This window comes from Sulfitobacter sp. 1A13368 (assembly GCF_043557275.1).
Lineage (GTDB): Bacteria > Pseudomonadota > Alphaproteobacteria > Rhodobacterales > Rhodobacteraceae > Sulfitobacter > Sulfitobacter faviae.
The window spans coordinates 171,090-191,046 of the sequence record NZ_JBIFFR010000006.1; the positions used below are offsets into that span (position 1 = coordinate 171,090).

Annotated in this window: 17 protein-coding genes; 4 read left to right on the top strand and 13 right to left on the bottom strand. The window is 63.8% G+C overall.

The genetic code is table 11. The annotated features are described in order from the left end of the window. Nucleotides 1–103 precede the first annotated feature (103 nt). Nucleotides 104–1,714: an ABC transporter substrate-binding protein gene (locus ACGYK4_RS13510; protein ID WP_394456967.1), complete on the bottom strand. Its 1,611-nt coding sequence runs from the start codon at nucleotides 1,712–1,714 to the stop codon at nucleotides 104–106. A 33-nt stretch (nucleotides 1,715–1,747) separates the two neighbouring features. After that, entirely contained in the window at nucleotides 1,748–3,304 is a 1,557-nt protein-coding gene (locus ACGYK4_RS13515; protein ID WP_394456969.1) for a M81 family metallopeptidase, read from the bottom strand. 147 nt (nucleotides 3,305–3,451) lie between these two features. On the opposite strand from ACGYK4_RS13515, the gene ACGYK4_RS13520 reads away from it, so the two are divergent. Together ACGYK4_RS13520 and ACGYK4_RS13525 are read left to right on the top strand one after the other, a co-directional pair. Further along, on the top strand, nucleotides 3,452–4,258 hold the full coding sequence (locus ACGYK4_RS13520; protein ID WP_394456971.1) for an IclR family transcriptional regulator: 807 nt from the start codon (nucleotides 3,452–3,454) through the stop codon (nucleotides 4,256–4,258). 147 nt (nucleotides 4,259–4,405) lie between these two features. Further along, on the top strand, nucleotides 4,406–5,824 hold the full coding sequence (locus ACGYK4_RS13525; RefSeq protein WP_394456972.1) for an amidase: 1,419 nt from the start codon (nucleotides 4,406–4,408) through the stop codon (nucleotides 5,822–5,824). A 97-nt stretch (nucleotides 5,825–5,921) separates the two neighbouring features. Here the strand turns inward: ACGYK4_RS13525 and ACGYK4_RS13530 are convergent, their stop codons facing one another. The 9 genes from ACGYK4_RS13530 to ACGYK4_RS13570 form a co-directional block, all read right to left on the bottom strand. Further along, nucleotides 5,922–7,400, bottom strand: a complete 1,479-nt coding sequence (locus ACGYK4_RS13530) for a chlorohydrolase family protein (protein ID WP_394456974.1) — start codon at nucleotides 7,398–7,400, stop codon at nucleotides 5,922–5,924. Next, nucleotides 7,385–8,590, bottom strand: a complete 1,206-nt coding sequence (locus tag ACGYK4_RS13535) for an amidohydrolase family protein (RefSeq protein WP_394456975.1) — start codon at nucleotides 8,588–8,590, stop codon at nucleotides 7,385–7,387. Before ACGYK4_RS13535 ends, ACGYK4_RS13530 begins: the two co-directional genes overlap by 16 nt. Before the next feature lie 12 nt (nucleotides 8,591–8,602). Beyond that, complete coding sequence (locus ACGYK4_RS13540) at nucleotides 8,603–9,343, bottom strand: aspartate/glutamate racemase family protein (protein ID WP_394456977.1); 741 nt, start codon at nucleotides 9,341–9,343, stop codon at nucleotides 8,603–8,605. Continuing rightward, the gene (locus tag ACGYK4_RS13545; RefSeq protein WP_168613626.1) at nucleotides 9,343–9,975 is read right to left on the bottom strand and encodes a flavin reductase family protein; all 633 of its coding nucleotides are present in this window, start codon (nucleotides 9,973–9,975) and stop codon (nucleotides 9,343–9,345) included. Before ACGYK4_RS13545 ends, ACGYK4_RS13540 begins: the two co-directional genes overlap by 1 nt. 4 nt (nucleotides 9,976–9,979) lie before the next feature. Beyond that, nucleotides 9,980–11,017, bottom strand: a complete 1,038-nt coding sequence (locus tag ACGYK4_RS13550; protein ID WP_322329008.1) for an oligopeptide/dipeptide ABC transporter ATP-binding protein — start codon at nucleotides 11,015–11,017, stop codon at nucleotides 9,980–9,982. Next, a complete protein-coding gene (locus ACGYK4_RS13555; protein WP_209217103.1) occupies nucleotides 11,014–11,979 on the bottom strand; it encodes an ABC transporter ATP-binding protein in 966 nt (321 codons plus the stop codon). Before ACGYK4_RS13555 ends, ACGYK4_RS13550 begins: the two co-directional genes overlap by 4 nt. 9 nt (nucleotides 11,980–11,988) lie before the next feature. After that, nucleotides 11,989–12,912 carry an ABC transporter permease gene (locus tag ACGYK4_RS13560; protein ID WP_168613040.1) on the bottom strand — a complete coding sequence of 308 codons (924 nt, stop codon included), beginning with the start codon at nucleotides 12,910–12,912 and terminating at the stop codon, nucleotides 11,989–11,991. A gap of 13 nt (nucleotides 12,913–12,925) precedes the next feature. Further along, complete coding sequence (locus ACGYK4_RS13565) at nucleotides 12,926–13,912, bottom strand: ABC transporter permease (protein WP_394431958.1); 987 nt, start codon at nucleotides 13,910–13,912, stop codon at nucleotides 12,926–12,928. 66 nt (nucleotides 13,913–13,978) lie between these two features. Continuing rightward, nucleotides 13,979–15,544, bottom strand: a complete 1,566-nt coding sequence (locus tag ACGYK4_RS13570; protein WP_394456978.1) for an ABC transporter substrate-binding protein — start codon at nucleotides 15,542–15,544, stop codon at nucleotides 13,979–13,981. Nucleotides 15,545–15,745: 201 nt separating this feature from the next. Between ACGYK4_RS13570 and ACGYK4_RS13575 the strand changes: the two genes are divergently transcribed. Beyond that, nucleotides 15,746–16,441, top strand: a complete 696-nt coding sequence (locus ACGYK4_RS13575; protein ID WP_168613037.1) for a GntR family transcriptional regulator — start codon at nucleotides 15,746–15,748, stop codon at nucleotides 16,439–16,441. Beyond that, nucleotides 16,441–17,823, top strand: coding sequence for an amidohydrolase family protein (locus ACGYK4_RS13580; protein WP_394456980.1), 1,383 nt, complete (start codon nucleotides 16,441–16,443; stop codon nucleotides 17,821–17,823). Before ACGYK4_RS13575 ends, ACGYK4_RS13580 begins: the two co-directional genes overlap by 1 nt. Nucleotides 17,824–17,881: 58 nt before the next feature. Here ACGYK4_RS13580 and ACGYK4_RS13585 read toward each other — a convergent pair whose 3' ends face one another. Both ACGYK4_RS13585 and ACGYK4_RS13590 read right to left on the bottom strand, forming a co-directional pair. Then, on the bottom strand, nucleotides 17,882–19,336 hold the full coding sequence (locus tag ACGYK4_RS13585; protein ID WP_067266940.1) for a sodium:alanine symporter family protein: 1,455 nt from the start codon (nucleotides 19,334–19,336) through the stop codon (nucleotides 17,882–17,884). Nucleotides 19,337–19,576: 240 nt separating this feature from the next. Further along, nucleotides 19,577–19,888, bottom strand: coding sequence for an ETC complex I subunit (locus ACGYK4_RS13590; RefSeq protein ID WP_067268114.1), 312 nt, complete (start codon nucleotides 19,886–19,888; stop codon nucleotides 19,577–19,579). Nucleotides 19,889–19,957: the final 69 nt, after the last annotated feature.

The following is a 19,957-nucleotide window of genomic DNA, read 5'->3' on the forward strand; positions in this document are numbered from 1 at the left end:
GGTCCCTTTCGGCGGAAAGAAGGCAGGCCCGGAAGCGGGGGCGCTGCCTGCGGGCAGAGATGACGGTGGAGAGCGCGGCGGCCGCGCCCTCCGAAAGGCTGGATTACTCCGCCTCTTTGGTCATGTTCCAAAACACCGGCACGGGCGATGGCAGCATGTTCTGGATCGTGTTCCGACGCGCCTGCGGGATCAGATATTCACCCATCATGATGTAGTTGACGTTATCCATGACGTGTTTCTGGATCTCGACGGCCACTTCCTTTTGCGCCTCGGGCCCTTCGGCCTTCATGAACTTCGCGCGCAGCTCTTCGACCTTGGGGTCGTCGGGCCATCCGAACCACGCCTCATCGCCACGGCCACTGACCATCACGTTGGTCAGCGGGTCCGAAATCTCGGGCACCATCCAGTTGGTGAAGAACATGTTCCAGCCACCCTCAGAGACCGGGCTTTGCTGGGCGCGGCGCTGCACGACCGATTGCCAGTCCATCGACTGCATGTCGACTTCGAACCCCGCCTCGCGCAGGGCTTGGGCGGCCACCACCGGCTGGTTGATCAGGCTGATCACATCCGTCGGCGCCATCAGCACGATGGGCGTGCCATCATAGCCCGCCTCTTCAAGCAGGGCCTTGGCCTTTTCCGGATCCGCGCCGCCGGTCACGATCTCAGCATCCGCTTCGTCGCCCAGAGGGGTCGAACAGCCAAAGATCGCGCCGCAGACGTTGTAATAGGCCGGGTCGCCCTGCATCGTTTGCAGCATGGATTCTTGGTCCAGCGCCGCCATCGCCGCCTGACGCACCAGCTTGTTGTCAAAGGGCGGGTGCAGGTGGTTGGGCCGACCGATGGTGACATAGCCAAGGTCATCGCGGGTCTCGACCGTGACCTCGGGGCTGGCGTCGAGGATCGGCAGCAGGTCGATCTGCACCTGTTCAAGATAGTCGATCTCTCCGGCCGAGAGCGCGTTGATGGCGGTCAGCGCGTCGGGCATCGTGGTCCAGACCACACGGTCGACATTGACCACCTTGCCACCCGCCATCCACGAGGCTTCCTCGTCACGCGGGACGTAGTCGTCGAACTTCTCATAGGTGACGTTCACCCCGGGCTCGTATTCATCTTGGTTAAAGACGAAGGGGCCGGAGCCGATATATTCCGTGATCGTCTCATCCGCCGAGGTTTCGGCCACGCGCTTGGGCATGATGAAGGGCGGCACGGCCGATTGTTTGGAGATCACCGACAAAAGCGGGCCAAAAGGCTCGGTCAGGGTCCAGACGACGGTCTTTTCGTCGCTGGCTTCAAGGCTTTCAGTCACGTCAAAGATTAACTGCCCGCCGCCGTCACGCTTGCCCCAGCGTTTAAGCGAGGCCACGACATCTTCGCCAGTCACCGGCGCGCCGTCATGGAACATCAGCCCATCGCGCAGCGTGAAAGTATAGATGAGCCCGTCATCCGAGACCTCCCAGCTGGCCATCTGGGGCTGCGGCTCAAAATTTTCGTCCACGGCGGTCAGGACGTCATAGACCATATAACCGTGGTTGCGGGTGATATGCGCGGTGGTGATGACCGGATCGAGAACCCGCAGGCCCGAGTGCATGACCGCCGTGATGGTCGTTTCGCCATCCTGCGCCGCCAGAGAGCCGGGTGCCAAAAGCGCCGTGGTCGCGGCAAAGGCGGCGGCAAGTCCGCGCGACTGTTTCAGTGCCGATCGTAGAGGTATCATGTGGTTTTCCCTTGTTGAGTGATCTTTTGGTTTTTATTGGGCCACGGCGGTCTTGCCGCCCTGGTCGGGTGGTGCGCTTTGGGCACCATTGGCCCCGAAACGGGGGCCATTCGGGGACAGCCGAAGCCCCGCACGCAGGCGCGTGAAGGGCAAATCGGCTGGATTGAGGGGCATCGGCCCCGGCGCGCAGGCGACAAGGATGTCGCGCGCGATAGGGGCAAAGTCTGCGCGGAAATGGGTGGAGCTTTTGACCACCAAGAGATCCATCTCTTCGGGTTGGATACCGACAAAGCGGAACATCTCGCGGTCGGCCATCTGGGCGATGCGGCTGGTCACGACGACATGGACCCCGTCGATGCGCAGGCAGGCCGAGGGGCCGAGGTTCAGCGCCGTGCCGCCATAATAGGGGCCGGTCGCGCGCAGGGTTCCGTCGCAAAGATGCTGGACCGTCGCCACCGTTTCAAACGGCGCGTCATCCGTGATGTCGGCGTGGCCGCCAAGGCGCAGGTTAACCTCGGCACCGACCCCGGCCTGATGCGCCGCTTCGGCGGCGGCGGGGTCGACGATCAACCCGATGGCCGCGTTCTGCGCCTCGGCCTTCACCAAGGCGCGCAACATGCCGGTGGTGGCCGACACGCCGCCCGCGCCGGGGTTGTCTTGAGTGTCAGCGATGACCACAGGCCCGCGCCCCGGCCCCGCGGCACGCGACAGCGCTTCGGCCACCGCCCTGTCGGAATCATAGGCCTCATTTTCCAAAAAGGCGGGCGCTGCCGCCTCATAGGCTGCGGCAAGCCTGTCGGCGGCGGCGTCTGCTGCGGTCTGCGTCTCGCCATAGGCAACAGCCACGGGGCCGCAATCGGGAATATCCGCCGCCGGGAAGCCCATGAACAGGCTGGCCGAAAGCGCCCCCGCGGCTTCGCAGGCGGCGACCCCCTCATAAAGCTCACGTCCCGGCGACATTTCGGTCGATTGAAACGGGATCGGCACCAAATATGACATCTGGCGAAAGGCTTTGGCCGGACGCTGGCCGGTGGTCATGATCCGGTCGAGTTGGCGGGCCGCGGCAGCACCGGTATCGGCCATGTCCACATGCGGATAGGTGCGAAAACCGACGAGCATATCGACATTCGCAACGAAATCTTCAGAGATATTTCCGTGCAGATCAAGCGCCGTGGCGATGGGCACATCCGGCCCCACGACCGCACGCAGGCGGCGAACCAACTCGCCTTCCCCGTCGTCCAGATGCTCCGCCACCATGGCGCCGTGCAGGTCCAGAAAGACCCCGTCGAGCGGCCCGGCTTGCCGAATGCCTTCGATGATCTCACCCGCAATCGTCTCATAGGCGTCTTGGCTGACATGGGCCGAAGGGATCGCCCCCGCCCAGAGGATCGGAACGATGTCCCAACCCTGCGCTTGGCCCACCCGCAGCGCGCCCGCCATGCCAAGGTTGACCTCTTCGAAGGCGGGCAACATCGCCGCGCCGCGCACCATGGGGACATAGCCGCCGCCCAGTTGAAAAGCCTGCATATCCGCCGGATTGGGGGCGAATGTGTTTGTCTCGTGCAGAAAGCCCGCAACAGCCACGCGCATTCCAGAACCACTTTCCAAACCTGTCTCCTTCGCCTTCTCGGCCCTGTCATCCGCGGGCCACGCCCATTGTGTATCGCATTGCAATACAGCTATAGTGCACAGCAAGCGTAAGCGGCGCTTTAACGATTCGTCAACTACAGGCCATTTATGAGTAGATTTTTCCGTGAAGACGCCCCGCAGGCGGCGCAGAATCAGGCAGAGGACGACCGTTTGTTCGTCCGGGCGGCAGATCGCGCAATGCAGGTGCTGGGCGCCTTTCACAACGCGACCGGGCCGATGACCCTTTCCGACATCGCCAAGACCGCAGGCATCGACCGATCCGCGGCGCAGCGACTGGTCCATACGCTCACCAAACTCGGCTATATCCGGCGCAGCGGGGATGACCGGGGCTACCTGCCGGGGATCCGCCTGCTCGATCACACGCTTGATCTGCTACGGCTCGACCCCGTGGTGCAGAAAGCCACGCCGGTCCTTCTGGAACTGCGCAAATCCCTGCGCGAACGGGTCGATCTCAGCCTCTATGACGAGACGCGCCTGATCTATGCCCTGCGCATGCAAAGCAAACGCGAGACCTTTTTCGCCACGCTCGTGGGCCATAGCGTGCCGACCTTCTGCACCGCGGGCGGGCGTGCCGCGCTGGCGCAGCTTCCCGATGACGCGGCGCGCGAAATCCTCACCCGCGCGCCCTTGCACCCTTTCACCGCCAGCACCAAGACCGACCCCGAAGCGATCATAGCCGAGCTTAGCATCGCCCGCGAAAATCGCTTTGCCGTGGTCTGCGACGAATATGCCTTGGGCGAAGTCGCGGTGGGCGTCGCCATCACCGACCGGAACGGCGCGCCTCTCAGCGCGATACATCTCGCAGGCTCCCTTTCGGAATACACGCCGGAGGAATTTGTCGCCAAGGCTGCCCCCCTCGCCATAGAAGCCGCCAGCGCCATCATGGCCGGGTGACCGCCCAAAGCCTCGAATATAGCCACCCCCGCCTTCGGCAGAGGGTTTCGCCGCGAATTTACTTGCGTTGCTAAATTCTTTCTCCGAAGTTCGCGACATCAGGGCGCGGATGCGGCTTTGAAAAACGACTAAACGAAAGGAACCGGAATGACCGACAGTAAACCGCTTTGGCAATGGGACGCGCAGGAAATCGCAAGCGCGACCCGCGCAGGAAAACTCTCGGCGGTTGAAGCGACCGAGGCGGCGATTGCCCGCATGGAAGAGGTCAATCCGGCTTTGAACGCTGTGGTCGAGACCCTCGCCGATGAGGCCCGCGCCGAGGCTGCCGCCCTCGACAAAAGCGACGCGCCCAAGGGGCCGCTGCATGGTGTTCCGGTCACGATCAAGATCAACGTCGATCAAAAGGGCCATGCCACAAGCAACGGCGTGCCCGCCTTCAAAGACATCATCGCGCCCGAGGATGCGCCGGTGGTGCGCAACCTCAAACAGGCGGGCGCCATCGTGATCGGGCGCACCAACACGCCGGAGTTTTCCTTTCGCGCCGATACCGACAACCCGCTTTATGGGCGCACCCATAACCCGTGGGGGCAGCACCTTTCGGCGGGCGGCTCCTCCGGTGGGGCGGGGGCGGCTGTCATGGCCGGGATCGGCGCGCTGGCCCATGGCAACGACATCGGCGGTTCCTTACGTTTCCCGGCATCGGCCAATGGCGCGGTGACGGTCAAGCCGGGCCTAGGCCGGGTGCCCGCCTACAACCCCAGCCAAAAGGCCGAGCGCGGTCTCTTGGCGCAATCCATGTCGGTGCAGGGGCTGATCGTGCGCAAGGCGGCGGACCTGCATCTGTCGATGCCAAGCCTGATCGCCGCAGATGCGCGCGACCCTTTCCATGTGCCGATGCCATGGCGTGGCGCGCCGATCGAAGGCCCGATCCGCGTGGCCTTCACCCGCGATGATTTCGGCTTTGGCCTGCACCCGGATGTGGCCACCGCGCTCGACAAAGCCGCCTCTGCCCTGTCCAACGCAGGCTACGCCGTCGAAGAGGTGGAACCGCCCCTTGCCTATGAAGCTGGCAAAAACGGCTATCGCGCCCTGATGGGCGAAGTCGAAGCGCTGATGGGCGAGGACATCCGAACCCACGGCTCCGACGATCTGAAGGCGATCTTTGAGGATTACTACGCCGAATACCCGCCCTTCAAAGGCACCGAACAGCTCGCCATGCTGGCCAAACGCACCCATTACGCGCGCGAATGGTCGCTGTTTCTTGAGGACTACCCCCTCGTTCTGACCCCCTTCATGTTCGCCCCCTTCTTCACCGCCGGGCGCGACACCGAAGGCCCGGAGGGCGTGCGCGAAGTCTTGGGCAAGGGGCTTTGGTCCTTCGTCATGAACTTCACCGGCCTGCCCGCGGGCAACATCCCCACGCATATCGCGGAACTGCCACAAGGCCCGCAGCCCATCGGCGTGCAAATCGCAGGCCGCCGCTGGCGCGAGGACCTGATCGTTGACGCGATGGCCGCGATCGAAGGTGAGATTGCCCCGGTTTGCACGCGACTGTGGGGGGCGTGAACTAGCCTCAAAGTGTGACGCCGATGGCCCGCATCTACTGTGAGGCGGGCCATTTTCTAAAGATAACTCAGGCGGACGCGGGCGTCGTCCACAGCGGCTAGGCGTCTTTGATCCCGTAGCTGCCCCCGAAAATCTCCTCCACCGGGGGATGAAACAACGTCCTGTCAGGATATTGCGCGACCATCCGATCGAACTGCGCCTGCGCTTTGGCGTGATAGGCCATGTCGTCGACGCCGGGGATGACACCATCGCGCATCACGAACCGCCCTGCGATCATCACGTCCGATACGTCGCGGCCTGAGCCGTTAAGCAGGATCGTCTGAATGGGGTCGATGCGCTGCCCGATGTCGGGGCTGTCCAGCCGGATGACGTTCAGGTCGGCGGCGGCTCCCGGAGCCAGCCGACCCAGATCAGGACGGTTCAGGGCCGCTGCGCCGCCGAGGGTGGCGGCATCATAGAAGTCGGCGGCGCGGACGGTGGTCGGATCACCCTCCGCGATACGGGCGGTCATCACACCCAGGGCCATGTTCTGGATCATGTCGGCGGGATGCGTGTCGGTGCCCATACCGATGGGGACGCCAAGGTCGCGGAACCGTGCGAAGGACTGCATGATCTTGCCGCTACGGGCCATCACCAGCGGGCAATGGGCAAGGGCGGCACCGGAGGCCGTCAGGATTTCGAGATCAGGCGCGGCATGGGTGATGCTGTTGAGGCCCGACAGGAAAAGCCCATGCGGCAGGATCGTGGAAGGGGCGAAAAAATTGGTATCGCGCAGCAGTTCCAACGGGCTTTTGCTATGCTGTTGCAGCACCAGATCATATTCCAACCGCGACTGGCAGCAATGCAGGCGGATGGGCACGCCGAGGGCGCGGGCGGCGGCACCGCTGCGGCGCAGAAGCTCGGGCGTGCAGGTCTCGATCCGGTCGGGGGCCAACATAGTGCGGATCAGCCCGCCGTGGGTGTTCTCGTGCCGCGCGACAAAGGCTTCGGCCTCGGCCAGACCCGCAAAGCCGCGCGGTTCATCATAGTGAAAACCGATTTGCCGATCTTCATTCACCACCAGATTGCCGCTGCGAAAGGCGGGGCCAAGGTAGACCCGCAGCCCGAGGTCCGCCGCCGCCTCTGCCGCGGCGTCGAATTCCTCTGCCGTCTCGCCCCAAGCGCGGTAGAAGAGCGAGGCAATGGGCAGCGCCGTGGTGATGCCGTTGCGGATCAGCCGGGTGAAGGCATAGCGTTTTTGAAAGGCCAGTTCCTCGGGCGTGTACATTTCGCGCGGGCCAGCGGCCATGTAGCTCTCGGGCCAGACGCGGCCCTTCAACTCCGGCGGATGGTTGTCATAGCCAAGCACAGTGGTGTCGAGATCGGCCAGCGCGTCAAGGTCGATGAAGCCCGGCCCGATCAGCGCCTCGCCAAAGTCGATGGTCTCGGCCACGTCGCCCGCGAAGTCATGGCCGACGTGCAGCACCTTTTCGCCTTCCACGACCACGGTGCCATTGCGGTAGAGGCAGTGTTGCCCGTCCTCATGCCCCACGACCCAAGCGGCGGTCAGGGCGCTGCGTTTCAAGCGCTCTGCCATGTCGCCTCCGTCTCGCCATCGCGGGCCACGATCTGGCCGCCCGACAGGACCAAGCGGCGCGGCGGGCGTAGGGTAATCGCTTCGGAAACCGCCTCCACATCGACCAGCACCAGATCGGCGCGGCAGCCTTCGGCGAGGCCGTAGCGCTCAAGCCCCATGACCCGCGCCCCTTCGGTGGTGCAGGTGTCGAGCGCCCAGCCAACCTCAACATCCGCGCGAAAATTGTTGCGCAGGCCGACGAGCATCGCGCGCTCCAACATGCAGGCGTTGCCGTATGGGGTCCAAGTGTCGCGGATGCCGTCGTTGCCCGCGCAGATCGCGATGCCACGCTCGCGGCAGGCGGCGACTGAGGGCACCGGGCGCGCGGCGGGGGCAGTGGTGGCCAGCGAGACCTCCAGCGCCGCGATCCGGTCGAGCAGCCCCGCCACCCGCGCCTGATCCCCCATGCCGAGGCAGAAGGCGTGGCTGACCGTCACCCTGCCCTGCATCGCCAGCGCCTCGGTCCGGTCGAGGATCATTTCAAGGCTAAACGCCCCCATCTCCCCCGGCTCATGCAGGTGAATGTCGATCGGCTTGCCGTGTTTCTCTGCCAGCCCGAAGACGGCGTCGAGCTGCCCCTTGGGGTCACGGTCGATGCCGCAGGGGTCGAGCCCGCCGACGATATCGGCGCCTTCGCGCAGGGCTTCGTCCATCAATTCCATCGTGCCGGGGCGGATCATCAAGCCCGATTGCGGAAAGGCGACGGTCTCGATCTGCATGACATCCGCATAGCGCGCACGGGTGGCGGCCACGCCCCGGTGCAGGCTCAACCCATGTTCGGTGTCGATATCGACATGGCTGCGGATCGCCGTGGTGCCCTTGGACAGCGCCAGCGCCACCTGCCGTGCCGATTGCCGCTCTGCGTCCATGTCCAACTCGTGACGCAACTTCCGCTCCGTGTCGATCATCTCTTGCAGGCTTTTGCCCTGCTGATGCGGGTGCCAGGGCATGCCCCAGAGCGTCTTGTCGAGATGTGCATGCGCATCAACAAGGCCCGGCAGCGCCAGCGCGCCGCCGCAATCCTCAACGGAGACCTCCCCCGTCGGCGTGATCTTAGGCGCGATCTGCGCGATGCGCCCGCCTTCGATCAGCACATCGGCGGCATCCGCCCCCATGAGGCGGAGGTTCTTGAGCAGCAAAGGCTTGGTCATGTCTTGTCCTGTCTATCGTGTCAGAGGGGCGATGCGCGCTTGCGGTGCGGCGGCTTGTTTGACGCGTGGCAGGGCATAGGCGCCGGTCTTGGCGGTCACCAGCCCGGTCGCAGCGAGGCCAGCGGCCATGCGGATGGCAAAGCCCACACCGTCGATCACCGGCACGCCCGCATCGCGGCCCAGTTGTTCCAAATGCGCGCTCATGCCTGCGCAGCCCAGCACCACGGCCTCGGCCCGGTCTTCCTCCACCGTCTGGCGGATCTTGCGGGCGATCAGCGGCAGGGTCTGCACCGGCGCATATTCGAGGTCGAGCACCGGTATGTCGGCAGCATGTACGGCGCAGAGCGCACGGCCACAGCCGTAACGGTCGCCAAGGTCTTCGATGATCGGCACGGCCCGGGGCAAGGTGGTGACGACCGAAAAGCGTTTGGCGATCCGCCCGGCTGCAATGAGCGCGGCTTCGCACAGACCAATCACCGGCCCCTTGGCCACGGCCCGGGCGGCGTCGAGACCGGGATCGTCGAAACAGGCGATCACATGGGCCGCGGCCCCTGCCGCTTCGGCCTCAAGAATGGCGTCGAGCATGGCGGGCACGGCGCGGGCCTCATCGGCATAGCCTTCGATGCTGGGCGGTGTCGCCCGCGCGGTGGCGGCAACGACCTCGACCCCCGGCCCGGCTTGGGCGCGGGCGGTGCGGGCGATGGCCTCGGTCATGCCCGCGGTCGAGTTTGGATTGATCAGGTGAATTTTCATCAATTGGCTTTCTGTGTCACGCCAACCGGCGGCGTCTCGGGAACCTTGAGCTCGAACTGCCGGTCGGAGGTGATATAATTGTCGGCATGCAGCCGCGCGATGGGCTGGTAATTTTCGGGCCGGACATAGCGGCCCGCCTCGTCAAGGCAGTTGTCGCGCACATGCATCTGCACGACACGGCCCAGAATGATCTCGCGCCGGGCATAGCGGATGGTCTCTTCGACCACACATTCCATGGCGCAGGGGCTTTCCGCGATCCAGCCGCCGTCGATCTGGCTGGCCGGGGTCATGGTCAACCCGGCGGTCGCGATCTCGTCCACGTCCGGCGCATAGCTGATCCCGCAGGTAATCATCGCCTCGGCCAGCGCCATGTCGACCATATTGACGCAAAAGCTCTGACGCCGGTCGATGTTGGTGACCGTGTCCTTGATACTGCCGTCGGGACGGCATTGGATGCCCAGGATCACGATCGGCGGCTCCTGCGAGAAGACGTTGAAAAAGCTCATCGGCGCGGCATTGGGCACACCATCGGCGCTCAACGTGGTGACCAGCGCGATGGGGCGCGGCGCCACGAAGCTCGACAACAGCCGGTAGCGGTCGCGTTCTGGCAGGGTGGTGAAATCGAACTCCATCCCCCTACTCCGCCGCCAACCGAAGCCACGGCTTCAGCCGCCCCTCGTCCGCCGCGTGGCAAGCCGACTTCTGACCGCCCTCGCGCAGGTTGAGCGCGGGGGCCACGCTCCGGCAGGTGTCATTCGCCATCGGGCAGCGCGGGTGAAAGGCGCAACCGGGCGGCGGTGAGATCGGATTCGGCACCTCTCCTGCCACGGGCGCGCGTTCGGCGCCGCCCACGGTCAGCTTGGGCACCGTTTCCATCAACAGACGCGTATAGGGGTGCTGCGGGTTACCGAAGATCTCCTCCTTCGGGCCGACCTCTACGATCTTGCCCAGATACATCACCGCCAGCACATCGGCCATGTACCAGACCACCGCCAGATCGTGGCTGATGAAGATGTAGCTCATGTTGAACTCGTCTTGCAGGTCCTTCATCAGGTTCAGGATCTGGCTCTGTACGCTCACGTCCAGGGCCGAGGTCGGCTCGTCGCAGATCAGCAGTTCGGGCCGGGTGGTGAGGGCACGGGCGATGGACAGGCGCTGGCGTTGGCCGCCGGAGAACTCATGCGGGAATTTCTTGGCATCGGCGGGGTTCAGACCGACCTGGCTCAGCAGTTTCTCGACCTCGCGGGTGACCTCGGCCCGGGTCTTGCAGATGCCGAAGTTCTTGAGCGGCTCACCGATGATGTCGCGCACCCGCCAGCGCGGGTTGAGCGAGGCATAGGGATCTTGAAAGATCATCTGCATTCGGCGGCGCAGGGCGGCGGGTTTGCCGGGGGGCATATGGGTGATGTCGTCCCCCTCAAAGCGGATCGTGCCGCCGCTCGGGCTGTGCAACCCCATCAGAAGCCGCGCCACGGTGGATTTGCCGCAGCCCGACTCGCCCACCACGGCAAAGGTCTTGCCGCGCGGCACGTCAAAGCTGATGTCGTTCACCGCCGTCAGGATACGGCGCGGGCGGCGCTCCAGCAGCCGGTTGAGGAAGGGTTCGGACACGTCGAAGCGTTTCGAGATGTTCTGCACGCTTAGGATGTCGTCGGGGGTGATCTGGGGGGTCATGACGTCTCTCCGTAAAGGTGGCAGGCGACTTGGCCGGTGCCGGCGTCCTGCGGCGCGGGGCGGATGCTGTGGCAATGGTCCATCGCCCGGGGACAGCGCGGTGCAAAGGCGCAGCCGGGCGCGGGGTTGCGCAACCCGGGCATGGCACCTTCGATCTGCGTGAGCCGCCGGTCGCGGATGCCGATCTGCGGGATCGAAGCCATGAGGCCGCGGGTATAGGGGTGCAACGGTTCTTCGATGACCTGTTTCACATCGCCGATCTCAACCAGCCGCCCGGCGTACATCACCGCAACGCGGTCCGCCGTCTCGGCGATCACGCCCATGTCGTGGGTCACCAGCACCACCGCCGTGCCATTCTCGCGGCAGAGCCGCTTCAGCAGGGAAAGGATCTGCGCCTGCACGCTGACGTCGAGCGCCGTGGTCGGCTCATCCGCGATGATGAGCTTGGGCTCGGCACAGAGCGCCAGCGCGATCACCACCCGCTGCCGCATCCCGCCCGAGAACTGGTGCGGATATTGGTCAAGCCGCGCCTCGGGGGCCGGGATGCCGACTTCGGCCAGCCAGTCGATGGCCCGCTGGCGGGCGGTCTTCTGGTCGAGCCCGAGATGCACGCGCATCGTGTCGATAAGTTGCTCGCCCACGGTATAGACCGGGTTGAGGCTGGTCAGCGGGTCCTGAAAGATCGCGCCGATCTCCTTGCCGCGAATGCGGCGCATCTTGTCGGCGGGCAGGTTGTCGATCCGCGCGCCGCGCAGCCGCACCTCGCCCGAGCGGATCAGGCCGGGCGGTTCAATCAGCCCGGTGATCGCCGCCCCCGTGATCGACTTGCCAGCGCCGGATTCACCGACCAGCCCGAGAATCTCGCCTTCGTCGAGGTCGAGGCTCAGCCCCTTGACGGCCTCCAGCGGGCCGCGCCGGGTGGGGAATTCGACAACGATGTTGTCCAGTTCAAGAAGTGACATGGGATTACCTCAGCGCAGTTTGGGGTTGAGCGCATCGCGCAGCCAGTCGCCCAGCAGGTTGACCGCCAGCACAAGGATCGCCAATGCCGCGGCGGGAAAGACGACGACCCACCAGATGCCCGAGAACAGAAACTCATTGCCGATCTGGATCAGCGTGCCGAGCGAGGGCTGGGTGGGCGGCATACCGACACCCAGAAAGCTCAACGTCGCCTCGGTCAGCACCGCCATGCCGAGGTTGATCGTCGCGATGACCAGCACGGGGCCAAGCACATTGGGCAGGATATGTTTGATCATGATCGCCAGCTTGCCGGTGCCGAGGGTGCGCGCCGCCTCAATATATTCCTTGCGGCGTTCCACCATGGTCGAGCCGCGCACGGTGCGGGCATATTGCACCCAGTTGGTCAGCCCGATCGACAGGATCAGCACAATGAGCGCCGACTCGGCCTGCGCCGAACTGGGCAGCGCACCGCGCAGAATGCCGTTGATCAAAAGCGCCACGAGGATCGGCGGAAAGCTCAACAGCACGTCGGCGATCCGCATCAGCACCGCATCGACGATCCCGCCAAGAAAGCCGCCCAAAAGGCCAAGCGCCACGCCCATCACGGCGGCAAGGATCACGCTGGCGAAACCGACCAGCAGGGAAATCCGCATCCCATACATGATCGACGAGAGCACGTCGCGGGCCTGCGTGTCGGTGCCAAGCAGGTAGGCGGCGCTGCCACCCTCGGCCCAGGCCGGGGGCAACTCACTGTCGAAGAGGTCCAGCTCGGCGATGTTGAACGGGTCCTGCGGCGCAAGGCTCGGGGCGAAGATCGCCGTGAGGAACATCGCCAGCAGCACCAGCGCCGAGATCACCGCCACGCGCGACTTGCGGAAGCTGTAGGTGATATCGCTGTCCCAGAAGGCGTAGAGCATGGGCATGAAGTTTGACATGGGGGTAACCTCCTCAGACGCCGCGCGCGGGCGTTCTTTCGGCCCGCAGGCGCGGGTCGGCGACGTTGTACAAAAGGTCGACCAGCGTGTTGATGACGACGAAGATGAAGGACACCAGCACCAGATAGGCGGCCATGACAGGGACATCGGTGAAGTTCACCGCTTGGATGAACAGGAAGCCCATCCCCGGCCATTGAAAGACCGTCTCGGTGATGATGGCAAAGGCGATAAGCCCGCCCAGTTGCAGACCAAAGATCGTCATTACCGGGATGAGCGTGTTCTTCAGCGCGTATTTGAAATGCAGCATGCGGTTCGGGATGCCGCGGGCCTTGGCGAACTTGATGTAATCCGCGCGCAGCACCTCCAGCATCTCGGCCCGCACCAGCCGCATGATCAGCGTCATCTGGAACAGCGCCAGCATGATCGCGGGCAGGATCAGCGCCTTGAGGCCCGATACCGTCAGGAACCCCGTGGTCCACCAGCCGAGATCGACCACCTTGCCGCGCCCGAAGCTTGGCAACCATCCCAGCGTGACCGAGAAGACGAGGATTAGCAGAATGCCGGTGACGAAGGTGGGCACGGAGATCCCCAGAAGCGAGATCACCTGCAACCCTTGGCTCAGCCAGCCGCGCGGGTTGAGGGCGGTATAGATGCCCAAGGGCACCCCAAGTGCCAGCGCCAGACCGGCGGCGACCAGCACCAGCTCGGCGGTGGCGGGAAAGCGTTCGGCCAAAAGGTCCGAGACGGGGCGGTTGTTGCGATAGGACTGGCCGAAATCACCCTGCGCGGCATCGGCGATAAAACGCCCGTATTGCACCAGAACGGGGTCGTTGAGCCCCAGTTTCTCGCGCATCTCGGCGCGGTCCTGCACGGTGGCGTCTTCGGGCAGAAGGTTGGAAATCGGGTCACCCAGAAAGCGGAACATCAGAAAGGCGATCGAGGCGACGACGAGCATCACCAGCGCGGCCTGTATGATGCGGCGGATAAGAAAGGCGAACATGCTGGCCTCCGGCTGGCAAGGTTATCGGTGGGCGGGCGTGGGGAGGGGCGCCCGCCCGGGGGCAGGTTACTCGATCCGGGCGAGCCAGAGGCGCGGTTTGTCATCCGCGGTCTGGGGGATCTTCACCGCATCGCGCGCGGCCCACGACAGGGGCTGGGCGTGCAGCGGCAACCATGCCACCTCTTGATCGGCGATGCGGAAGGCTTCGACCATCATCTCCATGCGCTTTTCGGCATCCAGCTCGGTGGCCACGGCCTTGGTCAGACGGTCAACCTCGGGGTTGGAGTAGCCGCCGGGGTTCCATGTGCCCATCTGCCCTTCGGGCGTGTGCAGCATCGCCGAGAGCACCGAGAAGCCGTCGAGCATCGGCAGCGTGGCCCAACCCAGCATGAACATGTCGGTCTCATTGGCGCGGGCGCGCTCGAAGTGGATCGCCTTGGTCTCTGCCGTGAGGTCTGCCTTGAGGCCGACGCGGGCAAACATCGCCGCCAGCGCCTGACAGATCGCCGCGTCGTTGACGTAGCGGTCATTGGGGCAGTTCATGTTCAGGCTGAAGCCTTCGGGGTATCCGGCATCGGCCAGCATCTGCTTGGCCTTTTCGGGATCATAGGCGGGGATTTCATCGACCCCTTCGTCAAAGCCCGGCACCTGCGGGGCCACCAAACCGCCGAGGTTGCGGGATTTGCCGCGCATGATCTTGTCGCGCAGCAGGTCATAGCTGATCGCATGAACCAGCGCCTGACGAACCTCGACCTTTTGCAGCGGGTTGTCGTCTTGGTTGGGGTTGTTCGACGTGTCGGACATGTTGATGCCCATCATGATCGCGCGCAGGCCCGGCGCTTCGAGCACATGCATGCCCTCGGTCGCCTCGATCCGCTTGGCGTCCTGCAAGGGCGAGGGCACGATCATGTCCAGCTCGCCCGAGAGCATCGCCGCCACGCGGGTCGCGTCCGAATTGATCGGGTTCAGCTCGATCCGGGTCAGATTGTGCTGCGGCTCGTCCCACCAATCGTCGTTCACGGTCAGCACGGTCTGCGCGTCCGGGGTACGGGATTCAAAGCGGAAGGGGCCGGTGCCATTGGCGTTGGAGGTGGTGTAGCCCTCCTCGCCCTTCTGCGCGTCGATCGGGTCAAGCGCATCATGTTCTTCAAGCCAGCCGCTGTCGAAGATCAGCACATTGGTCAGGAAGTTATTCAAAAGCGGGTTCGGCCCGTCGAGCATCAGATCGACGGTCATCTCATCGACCATCTTGGCATCGATCAGACCGGCGATATTGCCGCGAATGGGAGAATCTTCATGCGCGGCCCGTTTGACCGAGGCCACCACGTCTTCAGCCGAGAAATCTTGTCCATCGTGGAACTTGATCCCCTCGCGCAGCTTGTAGCGCACGGTGGTCTCATCGATCTGCTCCCAACTGGTGGCGAGCGCCGGTTCGATCTTGAGACCGGCGTCGTAGCGGACCAGCGCCTCATAGACGTGGTTCAAGAATGAGACGGTGAAACTGTCGGTCATCGAATGCGGGTCGAGGCCGTAGAGGTCGCCATTGGTGCCTAGGCGGAAGGTCTCACCCTGCGCCATGCTGGCGCAGCTGAGTGCCAGAGCCGAGGTGAATAGAAATTTGCGCGGTGTCATTGTTATCTCCCTGTTCGTGCCGCCCTGCGAGCACAGCGGACCTGCATCACAGCGACTAAAGCCAGGCTGGCATGATTCCATTTTTCTGTCTACAATTATTGTTAACAATCTGTGCTAACATAAATTGCTTGCACTTTATCGGGCGTTTCGACGACTATTGAGGCAAATTTAGTAAATAAAGATTTGAGGGGGGGCCGATAGGTGACAGGAGCAAAGCTCACGGAGAAGCAGATCTATGAACGGATCTGGAAATCCATCGCCGAACGTCGCTTGCCGCCCGGCACGCGATTGAAAGAGGAACGGCTGTGCGAAATCTTTGGCGCCAGCCGTCCGCGCATTCGCCGGGCGTTGGACCAACTGACCCATGACGGGCTGGTCAGCCACATCCCGAACCGCGGCGCCTTTGTCACCACACCATCGGTCGACGAAGCCCGCGATGTCTTTTTCACCCGCCGCGTCGTGGAACGCGGCGTGATCGAAGCGCTGAAGAAACACGGCGCGCAAGAAAAACTGGCCGCCTTGGAAGCCCATATCGCCGAAGAACGCGAAGCGCTGGCGGCTGGAGACACGGCGCGTATCATCCGGCTCTCGGGCGCCTTTCATATGCTGCTGGCCGAACTCGCCGCCTCTCCCCTCTTGGCCGATATCCTGCGCGACCTCGTCTCAAAAAGCACCTTGGTCACGGCTGTGTTCAAACCGAAATGCGATACCCAATGCGGCCCGGACGAACATGCCGCCATCGTCGCGGCCCTCGCCGCCGGGGATTTTGACACCGCGATGACAGAGATGGAGGCCCATCTTCTGGAAGCGGAGCGCACTTTGAAACTTGAAGCCTCGCAAGACGGCGCTGCGGCGCAGGACGATGTCCTCGGGGCCGCGTTGAGCGAGGACCTGTAATGACCAGCCATGCGATCATCCACACCACCGCGATCACGATGGACGCGGAGCGACGTGTCATCGACGATGCCACCGTGCTGTTCGAAAACGACCGCATCACCGCCGTCGGCCCTGCAGGCGAAGTGCCCCTCCCCGAGACCGCCGAGGTGATCGATGGGCGCGATATGATCACCCTGCCGGGGCTGATCGACAGCCATGCCCACGCGGGCCACGGGCTGACGCGCAACCTTGGCGGCGGCGATGGCGATGCGTGGTTTCAGGCCTGCGAGGCGATCTACACCCGCGGCTCCACCCCCGCATTCTGGCAGGCCGAAGCCCGGCTTTCGGGGCTTGAGCGGCTGAAGGCGGGGATCACCACCTGCACGATGCTGCTTGGCGGCGGGGCGGATCATTACCGCACCGAAACGGTCGAAGCGGGCAATCTGCATTGCGATGCCACGCGCGAGATCGGCATCCGAACGATGCTCGCTGCGGGCTTGAACCGCCGCCCCTTCCCCAAGCCCTACCGCAGTCTGGACCTTGACCGGGAGGTCAGCCTGTCCTTCGAGGATCAGCTTGAGGTCTGCGGTGAACTCGCGCAAACCAACGGGGATTTCTTGAACGATGGCGCGGGGGTCTGCCTCATCATGCCGGTCTATTCGCCCGAGGACTTTGCGCAGGCCCCGGAGGACATCCGCGCGATGTGCCGCGCCGCGATGGACCTGCGTGAAAAACATGGGCTGCTGTTCACTCAGGATGGGCACCGGTCCGGCTCCATCGCGCTGGCCGAAAACCTCGGCATTCTCGGCCCATGGGCCTATCTGTCCCATTCGGTCGACCTCACCCCCGAGGATATGGACGCGGCCAAACGCTGCGGTGCGTCGATCGTTCACAACCCCTCGGCCATCATGTCGGTTCTGGGCCGCTGCCCCGCGCCCGAACTGCGCGAAATGGGGGTGAACGTCGCCCTCGGCTCGGACGCCGCGGCGCCGGACCGGGGCTATGACATGTTCCGCCACATGGCCCAATGCCTGCACTACCACCGCCGCCACTTCCGCGACCCGGAGGTGATGATGCCGCGTGACGTCTTGGAAATGTGCACCATCGACGCCGCCAAGGCGATTGGGATGGAGGCCGACCTCGGCTCACTCGAACCGGGCAAGAAGGCGGATATCGTCATGCTCGACCGCCGCAAACCGCATCTCTACCCGCCGATGATGCCGCTGACCACGGTTGCGCAATTCGCCAATGCGGCGGATGTGCATACGGTCATCGTAAACGGGGAAGTCCGCTTGAGAGACCGCGAAACGGCACTGGACGAAGGCGGCATACTCGACGCAGCTGCGGGAGAACTGAATGCGGCCCTCGCCCGCTGCGACCTGTCGCATCTTCTCGTAGAATAACGAACATCACGCGCGAATGGGTAAAAGCGAGGGGCCACCCCCTCGCCTTCCCTTGCGCTCAGTCAGGCTTGGCGCCTTCCGTTTCACGGGCAACATTGCTGTTCCAGATCGTGTGATCGACGCCATCGCCAAGCTCGGCATATTCGGCGATCCTGAACATCGGCTCTTTCCCCGCCTTACGCTGCGCGAAATAGTCCCGCGTGAGTTTGGCGACGGTCTTGGACAGGATCAGGATGGCGATCAGGTTGACCGTCGCCATCAGCGCCATGGAGGCATCGGCGAAGTTGAACACGGTCGTGACCGCCTGCAACGAGCCCCAGACCACCATCGCGATCACCAGCGCCTTCAGCACGAGAAGCGGGATACGCTTGCCCATCCCAAGGAACTCCATCGCGTTCTCGGCATAGGAATAATTCCCGATGATCGAGGTAAAGGCGAAGAACAAGATGGCGATCCCGATGAAGATCGGGCCGAATGCGCCGATATGCTGCTCCAGAGCGATCTGGGTCAGCGCCATGCCGGTCGCCGCACCTTCGGAATAGTCGACCACGCCCGACAGCAGGATCATCAGCGCCGTGGCCGTGCAGATCACCAGCGTATCTATAAAGACGCCAAGCCCCTGCACCAGCCCTTGGCTGGACGGATGGTGCGGATCGGGCACCGCGACGGCGGCGATGTTCGGGGCCGAGCCCATGCCCGCCTCATTCGAGAACAGACCGCGCTTGACGCCGTTGAGCAGGGCCACCATGAAGCCCCCCGTAAAGCCGCCCGCCGCCGCTTCGAAACCAAAGGCCGATTTGACGATCAGGGCCAGCATGGCGGGCACATCGGCGATGTTCAAAACCACGACGAGCAGCGCCACGACGATATAGAGCCCGGCCATGGCGGGAACGATCTTTTCCGCGACCCGCGCAATGGATTTGATCCCGCCGAAGATGACGATGCCCGCAAAACCGCCGACGACAAGGCCGGTGACGAGCTTGGGAATGGCAAAGGCTTCCTCCATCGCGACGGAGATCGAGTTTGCCTGCACCGCCGAGAAGATCAGGCCGAAGCTGATGATGAGGCAGACCGAAAAGACATAGCCCATGGCGTTCGACCCGATGCCCCGGGACATGTAGAAAGCCGGCCCGCCACGGTATTGCCCATCCGCGTTCCGAACCTTGTAAAGCTGCGCCAAGGTCGATTCCGCATAGGCCGTCGCCATGCCGACGAGCGCCACAACCCACATCCAGAACACAGCCCCCGGCCCGCCGAGATAGATCGCCACGGCCACCCCGGCGAGGTTGCCCGTACCGACCCGGCTGGCGAGAGAGATCGTCAGCGCCTGAAATGGTGAAATGCCCGCGGCGGAAGTGTCACGCGAGGATCTGACCACGCGAAAGAATTCGGCGAAATGCCGGAATTGCAGGAAACCAGTGCGCCAAGTGAAGTAAAGCCCGACAGCCAGCAGGCCATATACGAGGACGTAGCCCCATAAGACGGTGTTCAGGAAATCGACGATTGCGGTCATATTCTTGTCCCCCTCGTTTGCATGTTCAACAACTAACGCGTCGGCAGACAAGGGAAAGCTTTGAACCGAAATGAAAACGCCCGGCGGGCGTCAGTATCGATCGTCGCGGGGCTGCACGCCACCGCGCGAAAATGTGGTGCTACCTGCTACGCGGTCAGATGAATAGTGGCGCGGGCCGAAGGGCGGGCGCATGGCCCGCGCAAGCAAGCGACCACCTTCACACCCCCAGTCTTCACGCCCTCAGTGCGTCCACGCCCCACGGCGACCGGTCGCGAAATTCTCGCCATAGCCGCCGGGGCGGACGTTGGGCTTGCGCTTGTTGGGCAGTTGCACCTGCGCGTCGATGCCATGATCGCGGGCGTATTCTTCGGCGGCTTCGCGGGTGTCGAACTGCAAGCGCACTTGGCTTTGCGTATCATCGGAAGATGTCCAGCCCATCAGCGGATCGACCCTGCGCGCTTCCGCGGGCGAAAACTCAAGCAGCCAGACACGGGTCTTGGCCGTGCCGGAAGACATCGCTGTACGGGCGGGTTGGTAGATACGTGCGCGCATTTCGGGACTCTCGCTTCAATAACCTTGGGCCTTATCTAATATTCCGTGCCAAGGGGCAAGGGAATGCAG